Annotated in this window: 15 protein-coding genes; 8 read left to right on the top strand and 7 right to left on the bottom strand. The window is 53.7% G+C overall.

The annotated features are described in order from the left end of the window. Positions 1–3: 3 nt before the first annotated feature. From hslV to priA, 4 genes are all read right to left on the bottom strand, one after another. On the bottom strand, positions 4–534 hold the full coding sequence (gene hslV, locus N0B36_RS20225) for an ATP-dependent protease subunit HslV (protein WP_003028805.1): 531 nt from the start codon (positions 532–534) through the stop codon (positions 4–6). Positions 535–625: 91 nt separating this feature from the next. Continuing rightward, a complete protein-coding gene (gene ftsN, locus N0B36_RS20230; protein ID WP_072034024.1) occupies positions 626–1,600 on the bottom strand; it encodes a cell division protein FtsN in 975 nt (324 codons plus the stop codon). Between the two features lie 93 nt (positions 1,601–1,693). Further along, complete coding sequence (gene cytR / locus N0B36_RS20235; protein WP_259688906.1) at positions 1,694–2,719, bottom strand: DNA-binding transcriptional regulator CytR; 1,026 nt, start codon at positions 2,717–2,719, stop codon at positions 1,694–1,696. 156 nt (positions 2,720–2,875) lie between these two features. Further along, positions 2,876–5,074, bottom strand: coding sequence for a primosomal protein N' (priA, locus tag N0B36_RS20240; protein WP_016155264.1), 2,199 nt, complete (start codon positions 5,072–5,074; stop codon positions 2,876–2,878). A 257-nt stretch (positions 5,075–5,331) separates the two neighbouring features. Between priA and rpmE the strand changes: the two genes are divergently transcribed. The 3 genes from rpmE to N0B36_RS20255 all read left to right on the top strand — a co-directional run bounded on the left by rpmE (position 5,332) and on the right by N0B36_RS20255 (position 8,076). After that, positions 5,332–5,544: a 50S ribosomal protein L31 gene (gene rpmE / locus N0B36_RS20245; protein ID WP_008787040.1), complete on the top strand. Its 213-nt coding sequence runs from the start codon at positions 5,332–5,334 to the stop codon at positions 5,542–5,544. Positions 5,545–5,883: 339 nt separating this feature from the next. Continuing rightward, entirely contained in the window at positions 5,884–6,564 is a 681-nt protein-coding gene (locus tag N0B36_RS20250) for an oligogalacturonate-specific porin KdgM family protein (RefSeq protein WP_181221064.1), read from the top strand. A gap of 87 nt (positions 6,565–6,651) precedes the next feature. Further along, positions 6,652–8,076 carry an MFS transporter gene (locus N0B36_RS20255; RefSeq protein ID WP_047497587.1) on the top strand — a complete coding sequence of 475 codons (1,425 nt, stop codon included), beginning with the start codon at positions 6,652–6,654 and terminating at the stop codon, positions 8,074–8,076. A 53-nt stretch (positions 8,077–8,129) separates the two neighbouring features. On the opposite strand, the gene metJ is transcribed toward N0B36_RS20255, so the two are convergent. After that, positions 8,130–8,447 carry a met regulon transcriptional regulator MetJ gene (metJ, locus tag N0B36_RS20260; RefSeq protein WP_003825168.1) on the bottom strand — a complete coding sequence of 106 codons (318 nt, stop codon included), beginning with the start codon at positions 8,445–8,447 and terminating at the stop codon, positions 8,130–8,132. Positions 8,448–8,712: 265 nt separating this feature from the next. Between metJ and metB the strand changes: the two genes are divergently transcribed. Beyond that, positions 8,713–9,873 (top strand): cystathionine gamma-synthase, encoded by a 1,161-nt coding sequence (gene metB, locus N0B36_RS20265; protein ID WP_016155267.1) that lies wholly within the window; start codon positions 8,713–8,715, stop codon positions 9,871–9,873. A gap of 2 nt (positions 9,874–9,875) precedes the next feature. Next, complete coding sequence (gene metL / locus N0B36_RS20270; RefSeq protein WP_016155268.1) at positions 9,876–12,308, top strand: bifunctional aspartate kinase/homoserine dehydrogenase II; 2,433 nt, start codon at positions 9,876–9,878, stop codon at positions 12,306–12,308. On the opposite strand, the gene N0B36_RS20275 is transcribed toward metL, so the two are convergent. Continuing rightward, positions 12,309–12,689 (bottom strand): carboxymuconolactone decarboxylase family protein, encoded by a 381-nt coding sequence (locus N0B36_RS20275; RefSeq protein WP_103767171.1) that lies wholly within the window; start codon positions 12,687–12,689, stop codon positions 12,309–12,311. Between the two features lie 88 nt (positions 12,690–12,777). On the opposite strand from N0B36_RS20275, the gene N0B36_RS20280 reads away from it, so the two are divergent. The 3 genes from N0B36_RS20280 (at position 12,778) to katG (ending at position 17,080) form a co-directional block, all read left to right on the top strand. Beyond that, the gene (locus N0B36_RS20280) at positions 12,778–13,686 is read left to right on the top strand and encodes a LysR family transcriptional regulator (RefSeq protein ID WP_049282368.1); all 909 of its coding nucleotides are present in this window, start codon (positions 12,778–12,780) and stop codon (positions 13,684–13,686) included. Between the two features lie 157 nt (positions 13,687–13,843). Continuing rightward, positions 13,844–14,731, top strand: coding sequence for a methylenetetrahydrofolate reductase (gene metF / locus N0B36_RS20285; protein ID WP_016155273.1), 888 nt, complete (start codon positions 13,844–13,846; stop codon positions 14,729–14,731). Between the two features lie 168 nt (positions 14,732–14,899). After that, entirely contained in the window at positions 14,900–17,080 is a 2,181-nt protein-coding gene (katG, locus tag N0B36_RS20290; RefSeq protein ID WP_016155274.1) for a catalase/peroxidase HPI, read from the top strand. Between the two features lie 85 nt (positions 17,081–17,165). On the opposite strand, the gene N0B36_RS20295 is transcribed toward katG, so the two are convergent. Beyond that, positions 17,166–18,269, bottom strand: coding sequence for a glycerol dehydrogenase (locus N0B36_RS20295; RefSeq protein ID WP_049040568.1), 1,104 nt, complete (start codon positions 18,267–18,269; stop codon positions 17,166–17,168). Positions 18,270–18,276 lie beyond the last annotated feature (7 nt).

Here is an 18,276-nt window from a genome sequence, read left to right on the forward strand (position 1 = left end):
TCCTTACGCTTTGGAGTTCAATTCTTCGATGGTATGGAAGTGGTTGGTATAAATGCAGATATCCCCTGCAATATCCAACGCTTTCTCAGCAATCTCGCGTGCGCCAAGCTCAGTGTTTTCCAGCAGAGCGCGTGCAGCAGCCTGGGCGTAGGGACCGCCGGAGCCGATGGCAATCAGATCGTTTTCTGGCTGGATGACGTCGCCGTTACCGGTGATGATGAGTGATGCAGTTTCATCCGCAACGGCCAGCAGCGCTTCGAGTTTGCGCAGCATACGGTCGGTACGCCAGTCTTTTGCCAGTTCAACGGCAGCTTTCACCAGGTGACCCTGGTGCATTTCCAGCTTGCGTTCAAACAGTTCAAACAGCGTGAATGCATCCGCAGTACCGCCCGCAAAGCCCGCGATGACTTTGTCGTTGTACAGACGGCGGACTTTCTTCACGTTGCCTTTCATTACGGTGTTACCCAGTGTGGCCTGACCATCACCGGCGATTACCACATGGCCGTTACGGCGTACGCTTACTATTGTTGTCACGAGCAGACCCCTTGGTTACAAATGCAAAACACAGGCCCCGCGCAGTATGCGGGGCGTAATGCAAGTATAGATGGGGGGGATTTTGGGGGTTTCAACCCCCAGTGGCGAGTCGAATGCAGTTTGTGTGACCAGCAACTTTCAGGCGGCTGATGGTGTTGTCGGCATTCTCTTTGCCTTTGACCGGACCAATGACCACGCGATTCCAGCCGTTATTGGTGGTAATACGTGAGTTGAAGCCTTCAAAAGCCAACTGCGCGCGCACGGTTTCTGCCTGCTCAGCGCCTTTAAATGAGCCGCACTGTACCATCCAGCGGCGTTCATCTTTTTTCTCCGCCGTCTGTTTTGGCGGCTGCGTTTCATTTGTTATCGGCGCGGCCGGCTGCGTTTTCGGCTGAGCGGCGGTGGTATGCGCAGGTGTTTGCAGTAGATCCTGATACGGCTGTTGGGCCGCCGGTTTTGGCTGCGCCTTCGGCTGCTGTACCGGTGCGGCTTGCGCAGTACGCGTTTGCTGCTGCTGGTTCGGCTGTTCCGTTACCCGTTGGCGCGGCTGTTGAGCCTGCTGTTGGGTGTTATTCCACTGCTGCTGTTGCACCTGACGCTGACGCTGCAGCGTTTGCTGGCGTTGTTCAGCAGTTTGTTCGTTCCACGGTACTTCGTTGAGCTGCGTTGGCTGTTGGCGCATATCGGCCTGCATTTGCGCCAACAACTGGCGCTGCTCATTGGTAAGCTGATCGGCGTTCAGTACCTCGCCGCCTGCAGACGGTTCGGTAGGCGCACGTACGCCAGGCTGACGGCTTTCCAGCTCTTTGATGTATCGCCAGCGCTCTTCCGGTTTTGGCGGGATGCCATTACCGGTGACTTTCTGGTTTTGCAGCGTTTCGGACTCTTCTTTCTTGTGATGCGTAATGAAGTACAGACCACCGATAAAGGTCACGAGTACGGCTGCAGCAATAGCAACCATAGCGGGCGATACCGCAGGCGTATTGCGTTGTTTTTTCCGTGATGTGCTCTTCTTGCGCCGCGAAGGTGCCGGTTGGCCGCGACGTACATAATCTCGTTGTGCCACTATCGTTTCGCTGTATTTATTCGTTCGTCAGCCCGCCATGTTACTTAAGCGGCGGGCCTTTGACCAGACAGGGGAGTCCGAAAGCACTTTACTTTACGTCAGTGCCCGGGTAGTGCCCCGAATAATAAGCTCGCAGTCCAGTAAACGTGAGCCACTGCTGACGTTCTGACCTTGTAGTTGATCGAGCAGTAACAGCATAGCTTCACGTCCGATATCGAAACGCGGCTGTGCGACGGTTGTCAGGGGTGGATCACAAAATTCCGTGAGCGAAATATTATCAAAGCCAATGATGGATAAATCGTCAGGTACCTTCAGACCCTGACGTTTGGCGTAAGAGAGTGCCCCCAGCGCCATGACATCGCTGTGGCAAAAGACCGCAGTAGGTGGCTGTGGAAGCTCAAGGAGCTGCTTAAGCGCATTGGCTCCCGCTTCATAGGTAAAGTCACCACGCGCGATGAAATGCGGATCGACCGTAATTCCACTGCGACGCAATGCCTGAACGTAACCTTGCAGACGGTAATGGCACAGCGGCATATCCTCTGGTCCGGCGATACAGCCAATGCGTTTATGCCCCATTTCCAGCAGATAGTTCATCGCGTTGAAGGCGGCGGTGAGATTATCAATGTGCACGGTGGGGAGTTCCAGCTCTGGCGCGAACTCGTTGGACATGACCATCGGCGGCAAGTTGCGCTGCTCTTCCACGCTGGCATCAAACGGCAGGCGCGAGCTGAGCAGCACCATGCCATCGATCTGCTTGGTGATAATGAGGTTGAGGAAGGTCTTTTCCTGCTGATTCTGGTGGGCGCAGTCGCCGATAAGCACCAGATATCCCTGCTCAGCGGCGGTCACTTCTATGCCGCGAATCACTTCGCTAAAAAACGGATCGCAGATATCCGGCACAATCACCAGAATGGTACGTGATTCATTACGCTTAACGTTGCGTCCCATTGATTGGGGTAAATATCCCACTTCCAGCGCAGCCTGTTCAACCTTGTTACGGGTTGACTGCGAGACTTTGTCCGGGTTCATTAACGCGCGGGATACGGTTGCCGTTGAGACTTTCGCCTTCAGAGCAACATCTTTCATCGTAGCGGCGGCAACCTGCTTATTCGGTTTCACTCTTTCTCCTCGCCAGAGAGCTGCTGGCACAGACTCGTCCTTGAATAGCCTTCATCTGAAACATTTTTATCAGATAGTTAATGGAAGCGGTTACAGAATTTTCATAAAAAGTGTGATGGATCTTTAATTTTACGATCCGCCTCGCATCGTGAGGGATTATCCCTCGATGGGATCGACATCCAGCACCCATTTAACCTTACGTGCATCGGGTAACGTATTGATCAGCGCCAGTGTGCCGCTGACGATATGCTGCAGGCGAATTCGCGACGGATGTTGCAACAAAATTTGCCAGCGATAGCGACCGCCGCGCTTGGGGGCCAGGGCGGGAACCGGGCCGAGCACCCACAGTTTGTCATCGGCAAGCGGACTGGCCTGGATCAGATTTCGCAACTGTTGTAAGAACATAGGCGCATGCTGGTTGTTATGATCTTCTGCCCGCACAATCACATGGCTGGTCCACGGTGGAAGCTGGAGCGTTTGTCGCTCGGCCAGCGCCTGCTCGGCAAACGCGTCATAACCTTTGTACAGCAAAGTTTGCAGCAGCGGATGTTCAGGATGGTGCGTTTGTAGCACCACTTCGCCCTGTTTCCCGGCGCGTCCTGCTCGCCCGGAGACCTGCGTGTAAAGCTGGGCGAAGCGTTCTGCCGACCGGAAATCTGCAGAGAACAGCGCGCCGTCAACGTCCAGAAGCGCCACCAGGGTGACGTCCGGGAAGTGGTGGCCCTTGGCCAGCATTTGCGTGCCGATCAGAATTCGTGCGCCGCCGCGATGTACTTCCGCCAGATGCTGCTCCAGCGACCCTTTACGGCTGGTGGTGTCGCGATCGATGCGTGAGATTGGCACACCGGGGAAAAAAGGGGCCAGAGCCTGCTCAAGCTGTTCGGTGCCGAGTCCAACCGGAACCATATGCGTTGAGCCGCAGGAAGGGCACTGACGTGGTATTGGGCGCTGGCTGTCGCAGTGGTGGCAGCGTAAATGGTGCTGTGCCTGATGCAGCGTGTAGTAGTGATCGCAGCGCGGACATTCGGCAATCCAGCCGCAGTCATGGCACAGCAGCGCAGGAGCAAAGCCCCGGCGGTTCAAAAACAGAATCACCTGGTTATCCGCCTGCAGGTGCTGACGCATACGGGTGATAAGCGCAGGGGCAAGTCCGGCCTGCACCTGCTGACCTTTGAGATCCAGCACGTGCTGAGTGGCGGGGCGCGCATTTCCGGCACGACGCGTCAGGCGCAGCATGCGATATTTTTTCTGTCGCACGTTGCACAGCGTTTCCAGAGCCGGAGTGGCTGAGCCGAGAATAATCGGGATCTGCTCGCTGTGGGCGCGATAAACCGCGAGATCGCGCGCATGATAGCGCCAGCCTTCCTGCTGTTTATAAGAGCTGTCGTGCTCTTCGTCGATGACAATCACGCCGAGATTTTTAAACGGTGTAAACAGCGATGAGCGTGTGCCGATAACAATCGCCGCTTCGCCATTTTTTGCTTTCAGCCAGGCCGAAAGACGTTCGCTGTCGTTCAAACCGGAGTGCAGGACTTCGACTGGCGCATTGAAGCGTTCGCGAAAACGGGCAATAGTTTGCGGCGTCAGGCCAATCTCCGGCACCATCACCAGCGCCTGCTTGCCCTGGGCCAGGACATTTTCCAGTACGCTTAGATAGACCTCTGTTTTGCCTGAGCCCGTCACGCCCGCTAATAGCCAGGCGCTAAAACTGTCCGCGGCGCTGTGAATCGCCCCGACGGCGGTGGCTTGCTCGGTGTTCAGTCGAAGACGCTCACCGGAAACCGCGTAATGGGTACGCCAGTCGCTAAAACCAGGCGTTTCGCTCGCCAGATCGCACAGCCCTTTTTTCCGCAGCGCCTGTAATGCGGCGTCATTAAATTCGAGCTCAGCCACCTGGTCGCGCCAGATTTTTCCCTGGCGTAGCGCAGCCAGCGCCTGCTGTTGCTTGGGAGAGCGCTTAAGGCTGTTGAGATCAATAACCTGACCTTCTTCAGTGGCAAACCAGTACCATATGGGCGCGTTTGTCGCCGGGCGTCCCTGGCGCAGCAGAATCGGCAGGGCGTGAAACAGTACGTCGCCGATAGGATGGTGATAATAGTCAGCCGCCCACAACAGCAGACGCCAGACGGAGGTCGAATAAACCGGCTCGCTGTCCAGCACTTCGAGAACGGCTTTCAATTCGCTCAGCGGCAGTTCGCTGTGCTCGCTGACGGATAGAACGATGCCCACGCGCTCCTGTTGCTTGCCAAAGGGCACGCGTACACGACACCCGGCTTTGGCGCTCATGCCTTCCGGCAGCAGGTAGTCAAAGGTGCGAGGTAGCGGAACGGGTAAGGCAACGTGCGCAACGGGCATTGAATCATCCTGACTTGAAATCTGGCGGGTTAGTATACACCTTAGTGAAGGGTAGAATGCGGATCAGTTTGCATGAGCAGGTTAATTTCTGTATGATTCGCCGCCTTTGATGCAAATTGATTGCGTCAAACAATGACCATTACCCGAGAGTTTCAGGCTGTTGATGCAGCGTGAAAGGTGACGGGGAATAATTAACATCGCGTGGTGTCTGGCGTTAGGGCTGGAAGAGCGACGCGGCCTTAAACCGAGGTTTTCCCATGAAAAAAGATATTCACCCGAAATACGAAGAAATTACTGCAAACTGCTCTTGCGGTAACGTCATGAAAATCCGCTCTACCGTCGGTCACGATCTGAACCTGGACGTGTGCGGTCAGTGCCACCCGTTCTATACTGGCAAGCAGCGTGATGTTGCTACCGGTGGCCGTGTTGATCGCTTCAACAAGCGTTTCAGCATCCCAGGCAGCAAGTAAGTTTCAGCTGTCAGAAAAAAGCGCCTTATGGCGCTTTTTTTGTATCTGCGCCTGCAGACTGAAATTCGTATTGATGTATTGAATGATGTCTTTTATTTAATAAATAAAACAGTGTTTTTATTTTTACGATAAAATGTTTCAACTGGTGATCTGCGTCCTTTTTATCTTCTTGTTTTTGCCACTTATGCCAATCTTTGGCAAAATACCAAAGGTTTCCTCCTTCTTTCTAAAATACACTTTCGTGGAAATATAAAATTATTCTTATTCCTTCATCGTTTCTTCATTTATGGACGGAGCGAGATGGGCAATTTCCTAGATTTAGTGTGAAGAGGGATGGTCATGAAATTTAAATCCGCGTTATTACTGATTCCATTATTCTCTGCGGCCGCGCAAGCGGGTTATGTTGATTATCGACATGAATATTATGATGATGGTCGTAATTATGACCGTGTTTATATGTCGCATCGTTTTGCTACGGGTTTTGGTGTGGCAGTCGAGGCCATTTCACGTTCCGAAAATACGCAATCTAATGATGCGTGGAATAATATGGAAAGTAATGGCAACGAGTATACGGCGAGCTACCAGTTCACCTGGAATGACCTTGTCTGGCAGCCGGGTATTGCGATCGAAACGGGCGATAACATCGCGATTTATAAGCCTTATATTCGCGTGCAGTATAACATCAATGACCATTGGTGGACTGCGTTCCGCTATCGTCAGGAGTACATGCGTAGAAACACTGACGGCAAGGATGACCGCATGGTCTATCGTCCGGAAGCATGGCTCGGTTACAACATCAATGACTGGATGTTTGAGCTGAACGGTATTTATAAAATTGCCGATAGCGAAGATTTATATAACAACCGAAAAGACGATTACGAATATAACTTCCGTGTGGCATATAAAATAGGCTCATGGGTTCCATTTGTTGAGGTGGGTAACGTTTCCTCGGGGTATAACACCACAACCACAGACGATCGTCAGACCCGCTATCGCGTTGGTCTCGGTTATAACTTCTGACCGTTAATACACTTCGTATCGATTTATTACGCTGAGCATCGGTATACGCATAGTTTGCGTGAATAATGTGTCTAAGGAGTTAACATCATGTCTAATGATGGAACAATGATCGGAAGCAATCAAAATATTGCCGTCAGGCCTTTCGGATTAAGAGATAAATTCGGTTATTTATGTGGTGACCTCGGAACCTGTTTTATTCTTGGACTGGTAAATAGTTTTTTAATGATTTATTACACCAACGTACTCGGTATTTCCGGTGTTATTGTTGGTTCACTCTATTTTGTGACCAAACTCTTTGATGCGTTTGTCGACGTTGGCGTAGGGCGCTTATGTGATACCTCTAAACTGACGGTACATGGGCGATTTAACCCCTGGGTGCGCCGCATGAAGTACCCGTTTTGCATCATTGCGGTCGTTCTGTTCCTGCCGTTTGTGCATGATTTTTCTTATACGGCGAAAATTATCTACATCTGCTGTTCCTATTTTATTTACGGTTCGCTGTTATCGACAGTGAGTATTCCGTATGGCGCCATGTCTGCGGCGATTAGCTCGAACCCGGAAGATCGCGTATCGCTGTCAACCTGGCGCAGCGTTGGGTCCGCCATCGGCGGCGGGACAACCGGCTTTTTTATTCCGATCCTGATGTACACCACTCTGGTGGACGGAAGCCAGGTGATCTCTGGGCAGCATTTCTTCTGGATTGCCATTGGTTGTTCTGTGCTGGGGTTTATCTTTTTAACGTTGACCTGTCAGTTAACGACAGAACGCGTGCGGGTTGAAAGAAAAGAGAGCATGCCGGTTTCTGTGCTGCTGAAGGGGTTGCTACGCAATAAAGCGCTAATTGTTTTAGTGGTTGTGGATCTGCTGATTGTGATTAATCAGGGGTTGTCTGGTACCAACATGACTTACCTGTTTAATGACTATTTCCATAACAAAGAGGCCATGTCCGTTGCATTGCTCTTCACCTTTGGCTCTCTGGTTTTGCTGGCACCCTCGGCATCCTGGCTCACGAAGCGCTTTGGTAAGAAAGAAGCCAGCGTAGGCGCGCTGCTCTTTGCGGTAGCCATGTATGTGATTATGTACTTCACCCACATTACCGACGCGAAGGTTTATTTGGTTTTCCTGTTCCTGGCGACGCTGGGAGCCGGGTTATTCAACCTGATGATTTGGGCGTTTATGACCGATGTGTGTGATTATCACCAGTATGTCACTGGCGATCGTGAAGATGGGACCGTCTATGGCGTGAACTTCTTCGCCCGCAAGGTTGGCCAGGCGTGCGCAGGGGCTATTGGCGGCTTTATGCTGGCCATCATTGGTTATCAATCTTCGTCAACGGGTGGCGCTGTGCAAACCAGCATTGTGCAGGAAAACATCTATACGATGGCGAATCTGTTACCGGCTTTATGCCTGTTTTTGGCCGCGGTCATTCTGATTTATTTCTATCCATTGAACCGTAAAGAGACGCTCAAAATGGAAGAAACATTGAATAAGCTTAATGGTATCAGTAAGTAACGTAGTGAGAAGCGGCGGGAGTAATCCCGCCTTTTCTCATCTGTCTTGAAAAATCAGTATTCCCACGTTTCCGGGTTGATACCCAGTTCACGCATGATTACCTTTGCTTCTTCCGGGATTTCATCGCTGCGCTCTTTACGCAGGTCGTCATCGTTGGGTAATGGTTGCCCGGTAAAAGCATGCAGAAACGCTTCACACAGCAGTTCGCTGTTGGTGGCGTGACGCAGGTTGTTAACCTGACGACGCGTGCGTTCATCGGTAAGGATTTTTAACACCTTCAGAGGAATGGAAACCGTAATTTTTTTGACTTGCTCACTCTTCTTACCGTGCTCAGCGTATGGGCTGATATATTCGCCGCTCCATTCAGCCATGAGATACCTAATCCTCTTTGTCATTAATATTGAGGCCAGAACCTGAGCCCGGACCATAATTGCGCGTAGTTTATCGTAGTGGCGTGGCCCTGACACGAAGTAAGCCGACGCAGATGTACGCTAATGCATATAATTTTAACGGCTATTTCCGGTTTGCTCAATCTATACGCAAAGAAGTTTAGATGTCCAGATGTATTGACGGCTATCGTAACTATGATTACTCTGGTGTCTGACTTTTCACCGACTCAGCCAGGATCTCCTCAATATGACGCGTAAACAGGCCACCATCGCAGTGCGTAGCGGGTTAAATGACGACGAACAGTACGGTTGCGTTGTCCCGCCGATCCACCTCTCCAGCACCTATAACTTTACCGGTTTTAATGAGCCTCGCGCCCATGACTATTCGCGTCGCGGTAACCCAACGCGTGATGTCGTTCAGCGTGCGCTGGCGGAACTGGAAGGTGGGGCGGGGGCAGTACTGACCAATACCGGCATGTCGGCGATTCATCTGGTGACTACGGTATTCCTCAAGCCTGGCGATCTGCTGGTCGCACCGCACGACTGCTACGGCGGGAGCTATCGTCTGTTTGACAGCCTGGCAAAGCGTGGCTGTTATCGCGTACTGTTTGTCGATCAAGGAGATGAGCAGGCGTTGCAGGCGGCACTGGCGGAAAAACCGAAGCTGGTGCTGGTAGAAAGCCCAAGCAACCCGCTGTTGCGCGTGGTGGATATCGCGAAAATCTGCCAGCTGGCGCGCGAGGCTGGTGCGGTCAGCGTGGTGGACAACACTTTTTTAAGCCCGGCACTGCAAAATCCACTGGCATTAGGCGCCGATCTGGTGTTGCATTCATGCACGAAATATTTAAACGGTCACTCCGACGTAGTGGCTGGTGTGGTGATAGCAAAAGATCCGGAAATGGTCACTGAACTGGCATGGTGGGCGAATAATATTGGTGTGACCGGCGGCGCGTTTGATAGTTATCTGCTGTTGCGCGGCCTGCGTACTCTGTCACCTCGTATGGAGGTGGCGCAACGTAATGCTCAGGCGATTGTGGATTATCTGCAAACTCAGCCGCTGGTGAAAAAATTGTATCACCCGTCATTGCCGGATAATCAGGGCCATGAGATTGCCGCGCGTCAGCAAAAAGGGTTTGGCGCGATGTTGAGTTTTGAGCTGGATGGTGATGAGCAAACGCTGCGTCGCTTCCTCGGCGGGTTGTCATTGTTTACGCTGGCGGAATCGTTAGGGGGCGTTGAAAGTCTGATCTCCCATGCCGCAACCATGACACACGCGGGAATGGCGCCAGAAGCGCGCGCTGCTGCCGGAATTTCGGAAACGCTGTTGCGTATCTCCACCGGTATTGAAGATGGCGAAGATTTAATTGCCGACCTGGAAAATGGCTTCCGGGCTGCAAACAAGGGGTAAACATGAGTGTGATTGCGCAGGCAGGGACGAAGGGTCGTCAACTGCACAAATTTGGTGGTAGTAGTCTGGCTGATGTGAAATGTTATCTGCGTGTCGCAGGCATTATGGCGGAGTACTCGCAGCCTGATGACATGATGGTTGTTTCAGCCGCAGGCAGTACCACTAACCAGTTGATTAGCTGGCTAAAATTAAGCCAGACCGATCGTCTGTCTGCGCATCAGGTTCAACAGGCGTTACGTCGTTATCAGAGTGAGCTTATCAGCGGTTTGTTACCTCCTGAGGTGGCGGATGGGCTGATCGGCGCGTTTATTCACGATCTGGAGCGCCTGGCCGGATTACTCGACAGCGGCGTGAATGATGCCGTCTATGCTGAAGTCGTTGGGCATGGCGAGGTGTGGTCGGCGCGTTTGATGTCTGCCGTCCTTAACCAACAGGGGCTGGAGTCAGCCTGGCTGGATGCGCGCGATTTTTTACGTGCCGAGCGCGGCGCTCAGCCGCAGGTGGATGAAGGTCTTTCTTACCCATTGCTGCAGCAACTGCTGGCGCAGCATCCGGGCAAACGCCTGGTCGTTACCGGTTTCATTAGCCGCAGCAACGCCGGTGAGACGGTACTGCTGGGGCGTAACGGCTCCGACTACTCGGCGACGCAGGTTGGCGCGTTGGCGGGGGTTTCCCGCGTAACCATCTGGAGCGATGTGGCCGGGGTTTACAGCGCGGATCCGCGTAAAGTAAAAGATGCCTGTCTGCTGCCGCTGCTGCGTCTGGATGAAGCCAGCGAGCTGGCGCGTCTGGCGGCTCCGGTTCTCCATGCCCGCACCCTCCAGCCGGTTTCCGGCAGCGATATCGATCTCCAGTTGCGTTGTAGCTATACGCCGGAGCAGGGATCGACGCGTATTGAACGCGTGCTGGCTTCCGGTACCGGGGCACGTATTGTGACCAGCCATGACGACGTTTGCCTGATTGAGTTTCAGGTTCCCACTGGCCAGGACTTTAAACTGGCCTATAAAGAAATCGATCAGATTTTAAAACGCACCCAGGTGCGTCCGCTGGCAGTGGGTGTGCATCCTGACCGCCAGTTGCTGCAATTTTGCTATACCTCCGAAGTCGCTGATGGCGCATTGAAAATTCTGGATGAAGCTGGCCTGCCGGGCGAACTGCGTCTGCGCCAGGGGCTGGCGCTGGTGGCGATGGTTGGGGCGGGCGTCACCCGTAACCCGCTGCACTGCCATCGCTTTTGGCAACAGCTGAAAGGTCAGCCGGTCGAATTCACCTGGCAGTCGGAAGAGGGCATTAGCCTGGTCGCCGTCTTGCGTACCGGGCCAACGGAGAGCCTGATTCAGGGTCTGCACCAGTCAATCTTCCGCGCGGAAAAACGCATTGGTCTGGTGCTGTTCGGCAAAGGTAACATTGGGTCGCGCTGGCTGGAGCTGTTTGCCCGCGAGCAGAGCACGCTCTCGGCGCGTACCGGATTAGAGTTCGTGCTGGCAGGAGTGGTTGATAGTCGCCGTAGCCTGCTGAATTACGAAGGGCTGGATGCCAGTCGCGCGTTGGCCTTCTTCGATGACGAGGCGGTAGAACAGGATGAAGAGTCATTGTTCCTGTGGATGCGTGCCCACCCGTATGATGATTTAGTGGTGCTGGACGTCACTGCCAGCGAGCAGTTGGCGGAGCAGTATCTGGATTTCGCCAGTCATGGCTTCCATGTTATCAGCGCCAACAAGCTGGCGGGGGCGAGCAGCAGTAATAATTACCGCCAGATTCATGACGCCTTTGAAAAAACCGGTCGCCACTGGCTGTATAACGCCACCGTCGGCGCAGGTTTGCCGATCAACCATACCGTGCGCGATCTGATTGATAGCGGAGATACTATTCTGTCGATCAGCGGGATCTTCTCCGGCACGTTGTCGTGGTTGTTCCTGCAATTTGATGGCACGGTCCCGTTCACCGATCTGGTGGATCAGGCGTGGCAGCAGGGTCTGACTGAACCTGATCCGCGCGTGGATCTTTCCGGCAAAGATGTGATGCGCAAGCTGGTGATTCTGGCGCGTGAAGCGGGTTACGACATCGAACCGGACCAGGTACGCGTAGAATCGCTGGTGCCTGCACACTGTGAAGCAGGTTCTATTGACCATTTCTTTGAAAATGGCGATGAGCTGAACGAGCAGATGGTGCAACGCCTGGAAGCGGCGCGTGAAATGGGACTGGTGCTACGCTATGTGGCGCGTTTTGACGCTAACGGTAAGGCACGCGTTGGCGTTGAAGCGGTACGCCCTGAGCACCCGCTGGCGGCACTACTGCCGTGCGATAACGTGTTCGCCATTGAAAGCCGTTGGTATCGTGATAACCCACTGGTCATTCGCGGACCGGGGGCGGGCCGCGATGTGACCGCCGGGGCGATTCAGTCTGATATCAACCGCCTGGCGCAACTGCTGTAGTTAGCGCTTACTGTTCGCCGCAAACACCTCTTTTGCGGCGAACAGGCCGTTTAGTGCTGCCGGGAATCCCGCATAAACAGCCATCTGCATCATCACTTCAATAATCTCTTCCTGCGTTAAGCCAACGTGCAGCGCGGCGGCGATGTGTACCTTAAGCTGCGGTGCGGCGTTACCCATGGCGGTGAGCGCGGCGACGGTGGCAATTTCTCTACTGCGTAAATCCAGCCCCGGCCTTGAATAGATGTCGCCAAAAGGAAATTCAATCAGGTATTGGGCGAAGTCCGGCGCGATATCCTTCAGGCTATCGACGACCGCATCTCCCCCTTTTCCATCAACCTGTTGCAGCATTCTCTGACCGGTTAAATAGCGTTCTGTATCCATGATAATCACCTCGTGAGTTAGTGTATGGCATGAGGATAGAGCGCGCAGAATGATTGGGGTAATACCGTTTCCGTGATACCTTTTCGGTATGACAACATCGCCTTTGCACTCTCTGGATATCCGCCTTCTACGCTATTTTTCCGTGGTGGCGGAAGAGAACAACATGAGTCGAGCGGCGCTGCGTTTATTTATGTCGCAGCCGCCGCTGAGTCGCCACATTCGCCAGCTTGAAGAGCGCCTAGGGGTGACGCTTTTTGTCCGTCATACCCGTGGACTTACGCTGACGGAGGACGGCCAACGCGTACTTGAAATCGTGCGCCCGCTATTGGCGTTACAGGATAAAACCTGGACGGCGTTGAGTCAGATAGCGAAAACGGGAGAGCAATTTCTGCGCTTAGGGCTAAGTACAGCGTTTGAGCAGGGCGTTTTTGCGGCGCTTGAGTCGCAGCTTGCTACGCGTGTACAGAAGCTACATATTGTCCGTCATGGTTCGCCTGAACTGGCGCGTCAGGTGCGTCGGGGAAAACTGGATGCAGCGCTGGTGGCGCTACCGCTTGAGAATTCGGGTCTTAGCGTCACGCCGCTCGGCTGGCAAGAATCGATGATCGCCGCCTTACCCACGCTCTGGCCAGAGGCGGCTCTGCCTTCGCTCTCGTTAACGTCGCTGAACCACCGACCGCTGTTCTGGTTCAAACGTGAACGTAACCCTGCTTTTTTTGATTACACTCGACACATTTTTCGTCGTGCCGGTTACTCTCCTGCCCTTATTGAGGAGCCGATGGAACATGACGTGCTGCTGGCACGGATCGCGCAGGGTGACGGTCTGAGCCTGGTTCCGGCCTCCTTTTCCGCTATCCAGCGTCAGGGCGTGATCTTCCTTCCGCTTACTGATACAGAATTGCGGCTTGGCATGGGGTTAGCGACGCTGCCTGAGAACGTAACAAAAGTAGAGTGGCTACAGACGGTCGTGACGCAATCCCTCACCATTTCAAGCTGATGTGAATTTTTTTCACGTTGGCTGAGTATTCCTCACCTTTAACGATGATTTTTGTGTTGACGCCAGCATGCTTTTCCGTCATTTTTACATCTAGACGTCTAAACGTATAGCAGTTCACAACACAACATATAACGACAAAAGATTGATGAGGTAAGGTATGAGCTTTTTTCACGCCAACCAGCGGGAAGCCCTGAATCAGAGCCTGGCAGAAGTGCAGGGTCAGATTAACGTTTCGTTTGAGTTTTTCCCGCCGCGCACCAGTGAAATGGAGCAAACCCTGTGGAACTCCATCGATCGTCTGAGCAGCCTGAAGCCGAAGTTTGTTTCAGTTACTTACGGTGCAAACTCTGGTGAGCGCGACCGTACGCATAGCATTATTAAAGGCATTAAGGATCGCACAGGTCTTGAAGCGGTCCCGCACCTGACATGCATTGATGCGACCCGTGATGAGCTGCGTACCATTGCTCAGGACTACTGGCATAACGGTATTCGTCATATTGTTGCCCTGCGCGGCGACCTGCCGCCGGGAAGCGGTAAACCGGATATGTATGCTTCCGACCTGGTGACTCTGCTGAAAGACGTTGCAGACTTCGATATCTCCGTTGCGGCTTACCCGGAAGTGCACCCGGAAGCGAAAAGCGCTCAGGCCGATTTGCTGAACCTGAAGCGTAAGGTTGATGCCGGTGCAAACCGCGCGATCACTCAGTTTTTCTTCGATGTAGAAAGCTATCTGCGCTTTCGCGATCGCTGCGTGTCTGCGGGAATCGATGTGGAAATTATTCCGGGCATCCTGCCGGTATCTAACTTTAAGCAGGCGAAAAAATTTGCTGACATGACCAACGTCCGCATTCCTGCGTGGATGTCGACCATGTTTGATGGTCTTGATGATGACGCGGAAACCCGCAAGCTGGTGGGCGCGAATATCGCTATGGACATGGTGAAAATTCTCAGTCGTGAAGGGGTGAAGGATTTTCACTTCTATACCCTCAACCGTGCCGAGATGAGCTACGCTATTTGTCACACACTGGGTGTAAGACCTAACTAAACAGATGCCCCAGCCCTCTACGGAGGGCTTTTTGTTGATCATTTTGATCTACATCTCTGCAACTTAAAATATAAAAGGAATTAGCTATCGAATCTGTGGGTTATTTCGACTATATCTTATCTCTGGTGGTGTATATCGTAGTCAGAACACTGTAAAGGGAGCATATAGATGAGCATGTCCGACGATAGCCAAAACGCATCAACTGCCGGTAAGTGTCCTTTTCATCAAGGCGGTCACGATCAGAGCGCGGGAGCAGGAACGAACAACCGCGACTGGTGGCCAAATCAACTCCGCGTTGATCTTTTAAACCAACATTCCAACCGTTCGAACCCGCTGGGTGAGGACTTCGACTACCGCAAAGAGTTTAGTAAACTCGACTATTCTGCCCTGAAAGGGGATCTCAGAGCCCTTCTGTCCGAATCTCAACCGTGGTGGCCCGCTGACTGGGGAACCTATGCCGGATTGTTTATCCGCATGGCATGGCACGGCGCGGGAACCTATCGCTCTATCGATGGACGCGGTGGAGCGGGTCGCGGACAGCAGCGTTTTGCACCACTGAACTCCTGGCCGGACAACGTCAGCCTTGATAAAGCGCGTCGTCTGCTGTGGCCAATCAAGCAGAAATATGGTCAGAAAATTTCCTGGGCCGATCTGTTTATCCTCGCGGGTAACGTGGCGCTGGAAAACTCAGGTTTCCGTACCTTTGGCTTTGGTGCCGGTCGTGAAGATGTCTGGGAACCGGATCTCGACGTAAACTGGGGTGATGAAAAAGCCTGGCTGACTCACCGTCACCCGGAAGAGCTGGCAAAAGCGCCGCTGGGCGCTACCGAAATGGGCCTTATTTATGTGAACCCGGAAGGGCCGGACCATAGCGGCGAACCGCTTTCTGCGGCAGCGGCTATTCGCGCGACCTTCGGTAACATGGGGATGAACGACGAAGAAACCGTGGCGCTGATTGGCGGCGGTCATACGTTGGGCAAAACCCACGGCGCAGCAGCGGCATCGCACGTTGGCGCCGATCCAGAATCCGCACCGATTGAAGCGCAGGGCCTGGGCTGGGCCAGCAGCTACGGTAGTGGCGCGGGCGCGGATGCAATTACTTCCGGTCTGGAAGTGGTGTGGACGCAGACGCCTACCCAATGGAGCAATTATTTCTTCGAGAACCTGTTCAAATATGAGTGGGTGCAGACTCGCAGTCCGGCAGGCGCGATTCAGTTTGAAGCGGTTGACGCGCCAGAAATTATTCCCGATCCGTTTGATCCGTCGAAAAAACGCAAGCCGACGATGCTGGTTACCGACCTGACGCTGCGTTTCGATCCTGAGTTTGAAAAGATCTCTCGCCGTTTCCTGAACGATCCGCAAGCGTTCAACGAAGCGTTTGCCCGTGCGTGGTTTAAACTGACGCACCGCGATATGGGGCCAAAATCGCGTTACATTGGCCCGGAAGTGCCAAAAGAAGATCTGATCTGGCAAGACCCGCTGCCGCATGCGTTCTTCAACCCAAGCGAAGAAGATATCCTGAAGCTGAAGGCGACCATCGCTGCTTCCGGACTGTCCGTGGGCGAACTGGTATCGGTAGCGTGGGCTTCGGCATCGACTTTCCGTGGCGGGGATAAACGTGGCGGCGCTAACGGTGCGCGTCTGGCGCTGGACCCACAACGCGGCTGGGATGTGAATGCCACCGCGGCACGCGTTCTGCCTGTGCTGGAAGGTATTTATAAGTCTGCCCATACTGCCTCGTTGGCCGATATTATCGTGCTGGCCGGTGTTGTCGGTATCGAGCAGGCGGCTAGCGCTGCGGGTGTCAGCATCAAGGTACCTTTTGCGCCGGGTCGTGTGGATGCGCGTCAGGATCAAACGGATATTGAGATGTTTGAACTGCTTGAGCCGATTGCCGATGGTTTCCGTAACTACCGCGCTCGTCCTGACGTGTCGACCACCGAGTCGCTGCTGATCGACAAAGCGCAGCAGTTGACGCTAACCGCACCGGAAATGACCGTGCTGGTAGGCGGTATGCGCGTACTGGGCACCAACTTTGATGGTAGCCAGCACGGCGTCTTTACCGATCGCCCTGGCGTACTCAGCACTGACTTCTTCGTCAATCTGCTGGATATGCGTCATGAGTGGAAGGCGGTTGATGAGTCACAAGAGCTGTTTGAAGGTCGTGACCGTTCGAGCGGCGAAGTAAAATACACCGCAACTCGCGCCGATCTGGTGTTTGGTTCTAACTCTGTACTACGCGCAGTGGCTGAAGTTTATGCCTGCAGCGATGCTCACGAGAAGTTCGTGAGAGATTTCGTTGCCGCATGGGTGAAAGTGATGAACCTGGATCGTTTCGATCTGCTGTAACAGACCATGCCGGATGTCGCTTGCGCGGGTCCGGCATAGTATGAACAAAAAAATCCCCGCAATTGCGGGGATTTTTATTGGTCGGTTATTCCCACTCTTGCAGGTAACGTTGACCGTACTGGTCAGCCACCAGCAGGGCGGCATACACCTGGTCCGGCGTTGCGCCGCCAGGCATGTTGTGGATGGTTTCGCCTTCGGCACAGGCAGCTTCAGCCACAATGCGCATTTTCGCCGGAATATCCTGTTTGATGTCCAGTTGCGCCAGGGTAATCGGCAGGCCAACGGAATGACACAGCGCCGCAACGGTTTCAATTTCATCGATCGGCGCGTTTTCCAGGACCAGTTGCGTTAGCGTGCCGAAAGCCACTTTCTCGCCGTGGTAATAGTGATGCGCATCCGGGATTGCCGTCAGACCGTTATGGATGGCGTGCGCCGCCGCCAGACCGCCGCTTTCAAAACCGACGCCGCTCAGATAGGTGTTGGCTTCAATAACGCGCTCCAGCGCAGGCGTTACCACGTGCTGCTCGGCAGCCAGCATCGCTTTTTCACCTTCTTCTATCAGCGTATTAAAGCACAGCTCAGCCAGCGCCAGCGCCGCCTGAGTGCACTGACCGCCCGCCATGGTGGTTGCGCCGCTGCGTGAACAGGCGCGCGCTTCGAACCAGGTCGCCAACGCATCGCCGATGCCCGCGGCTAACAGACGCGCCGGTGCGCCCGCGACAATTTTGGTATCAACAATGACCCTGTCCGGGTTATTGGGCAGCAGCAAATAGCGATCGAATTCACCGGCATCGGTGTAAATAACGGACAGCGCGCTGCACGGTGCATCGGTAGAGGCGATGGTTGGCGCAATGGCGACAGGCACGCCCATAAAGTGCGCCAGCGCTTTGGCAGTATCCAGCGTTTTACCGCCGCCAATACCAAGTACTGCGCCACATTGCGCTTTTTCTGCCACGCCGCGCAGACGGTCGATTTCGTTTTGTGAACACTCGCCGCCAAACGGTGCAATCTCCAGCGCCAGTCCGGCATCCTGGAAGCTTTTTTCCAGTGCGCCTTGGGCAAAGCCTAAGACAAACTTGTCCCCAACGACCAGCCAGCGCTCTGCCAGTGGTTTGAGGTAGTTGCCAAGACGGGTAATAACATCGGCACCCTGGATGTACTTACCAGGTGATTGAATAATGCGATCCATACTTTAT

It is taken from the genome of Citrobacter sp. XY323 (genome assembly GCF_025106035.1).
Lineage (GTDB): Bacteria > Pseudomonadota > Gammaproteobacteria > Enterobacterales > Enterobacteriaceae > Citrobacter > Citrobacter braakii.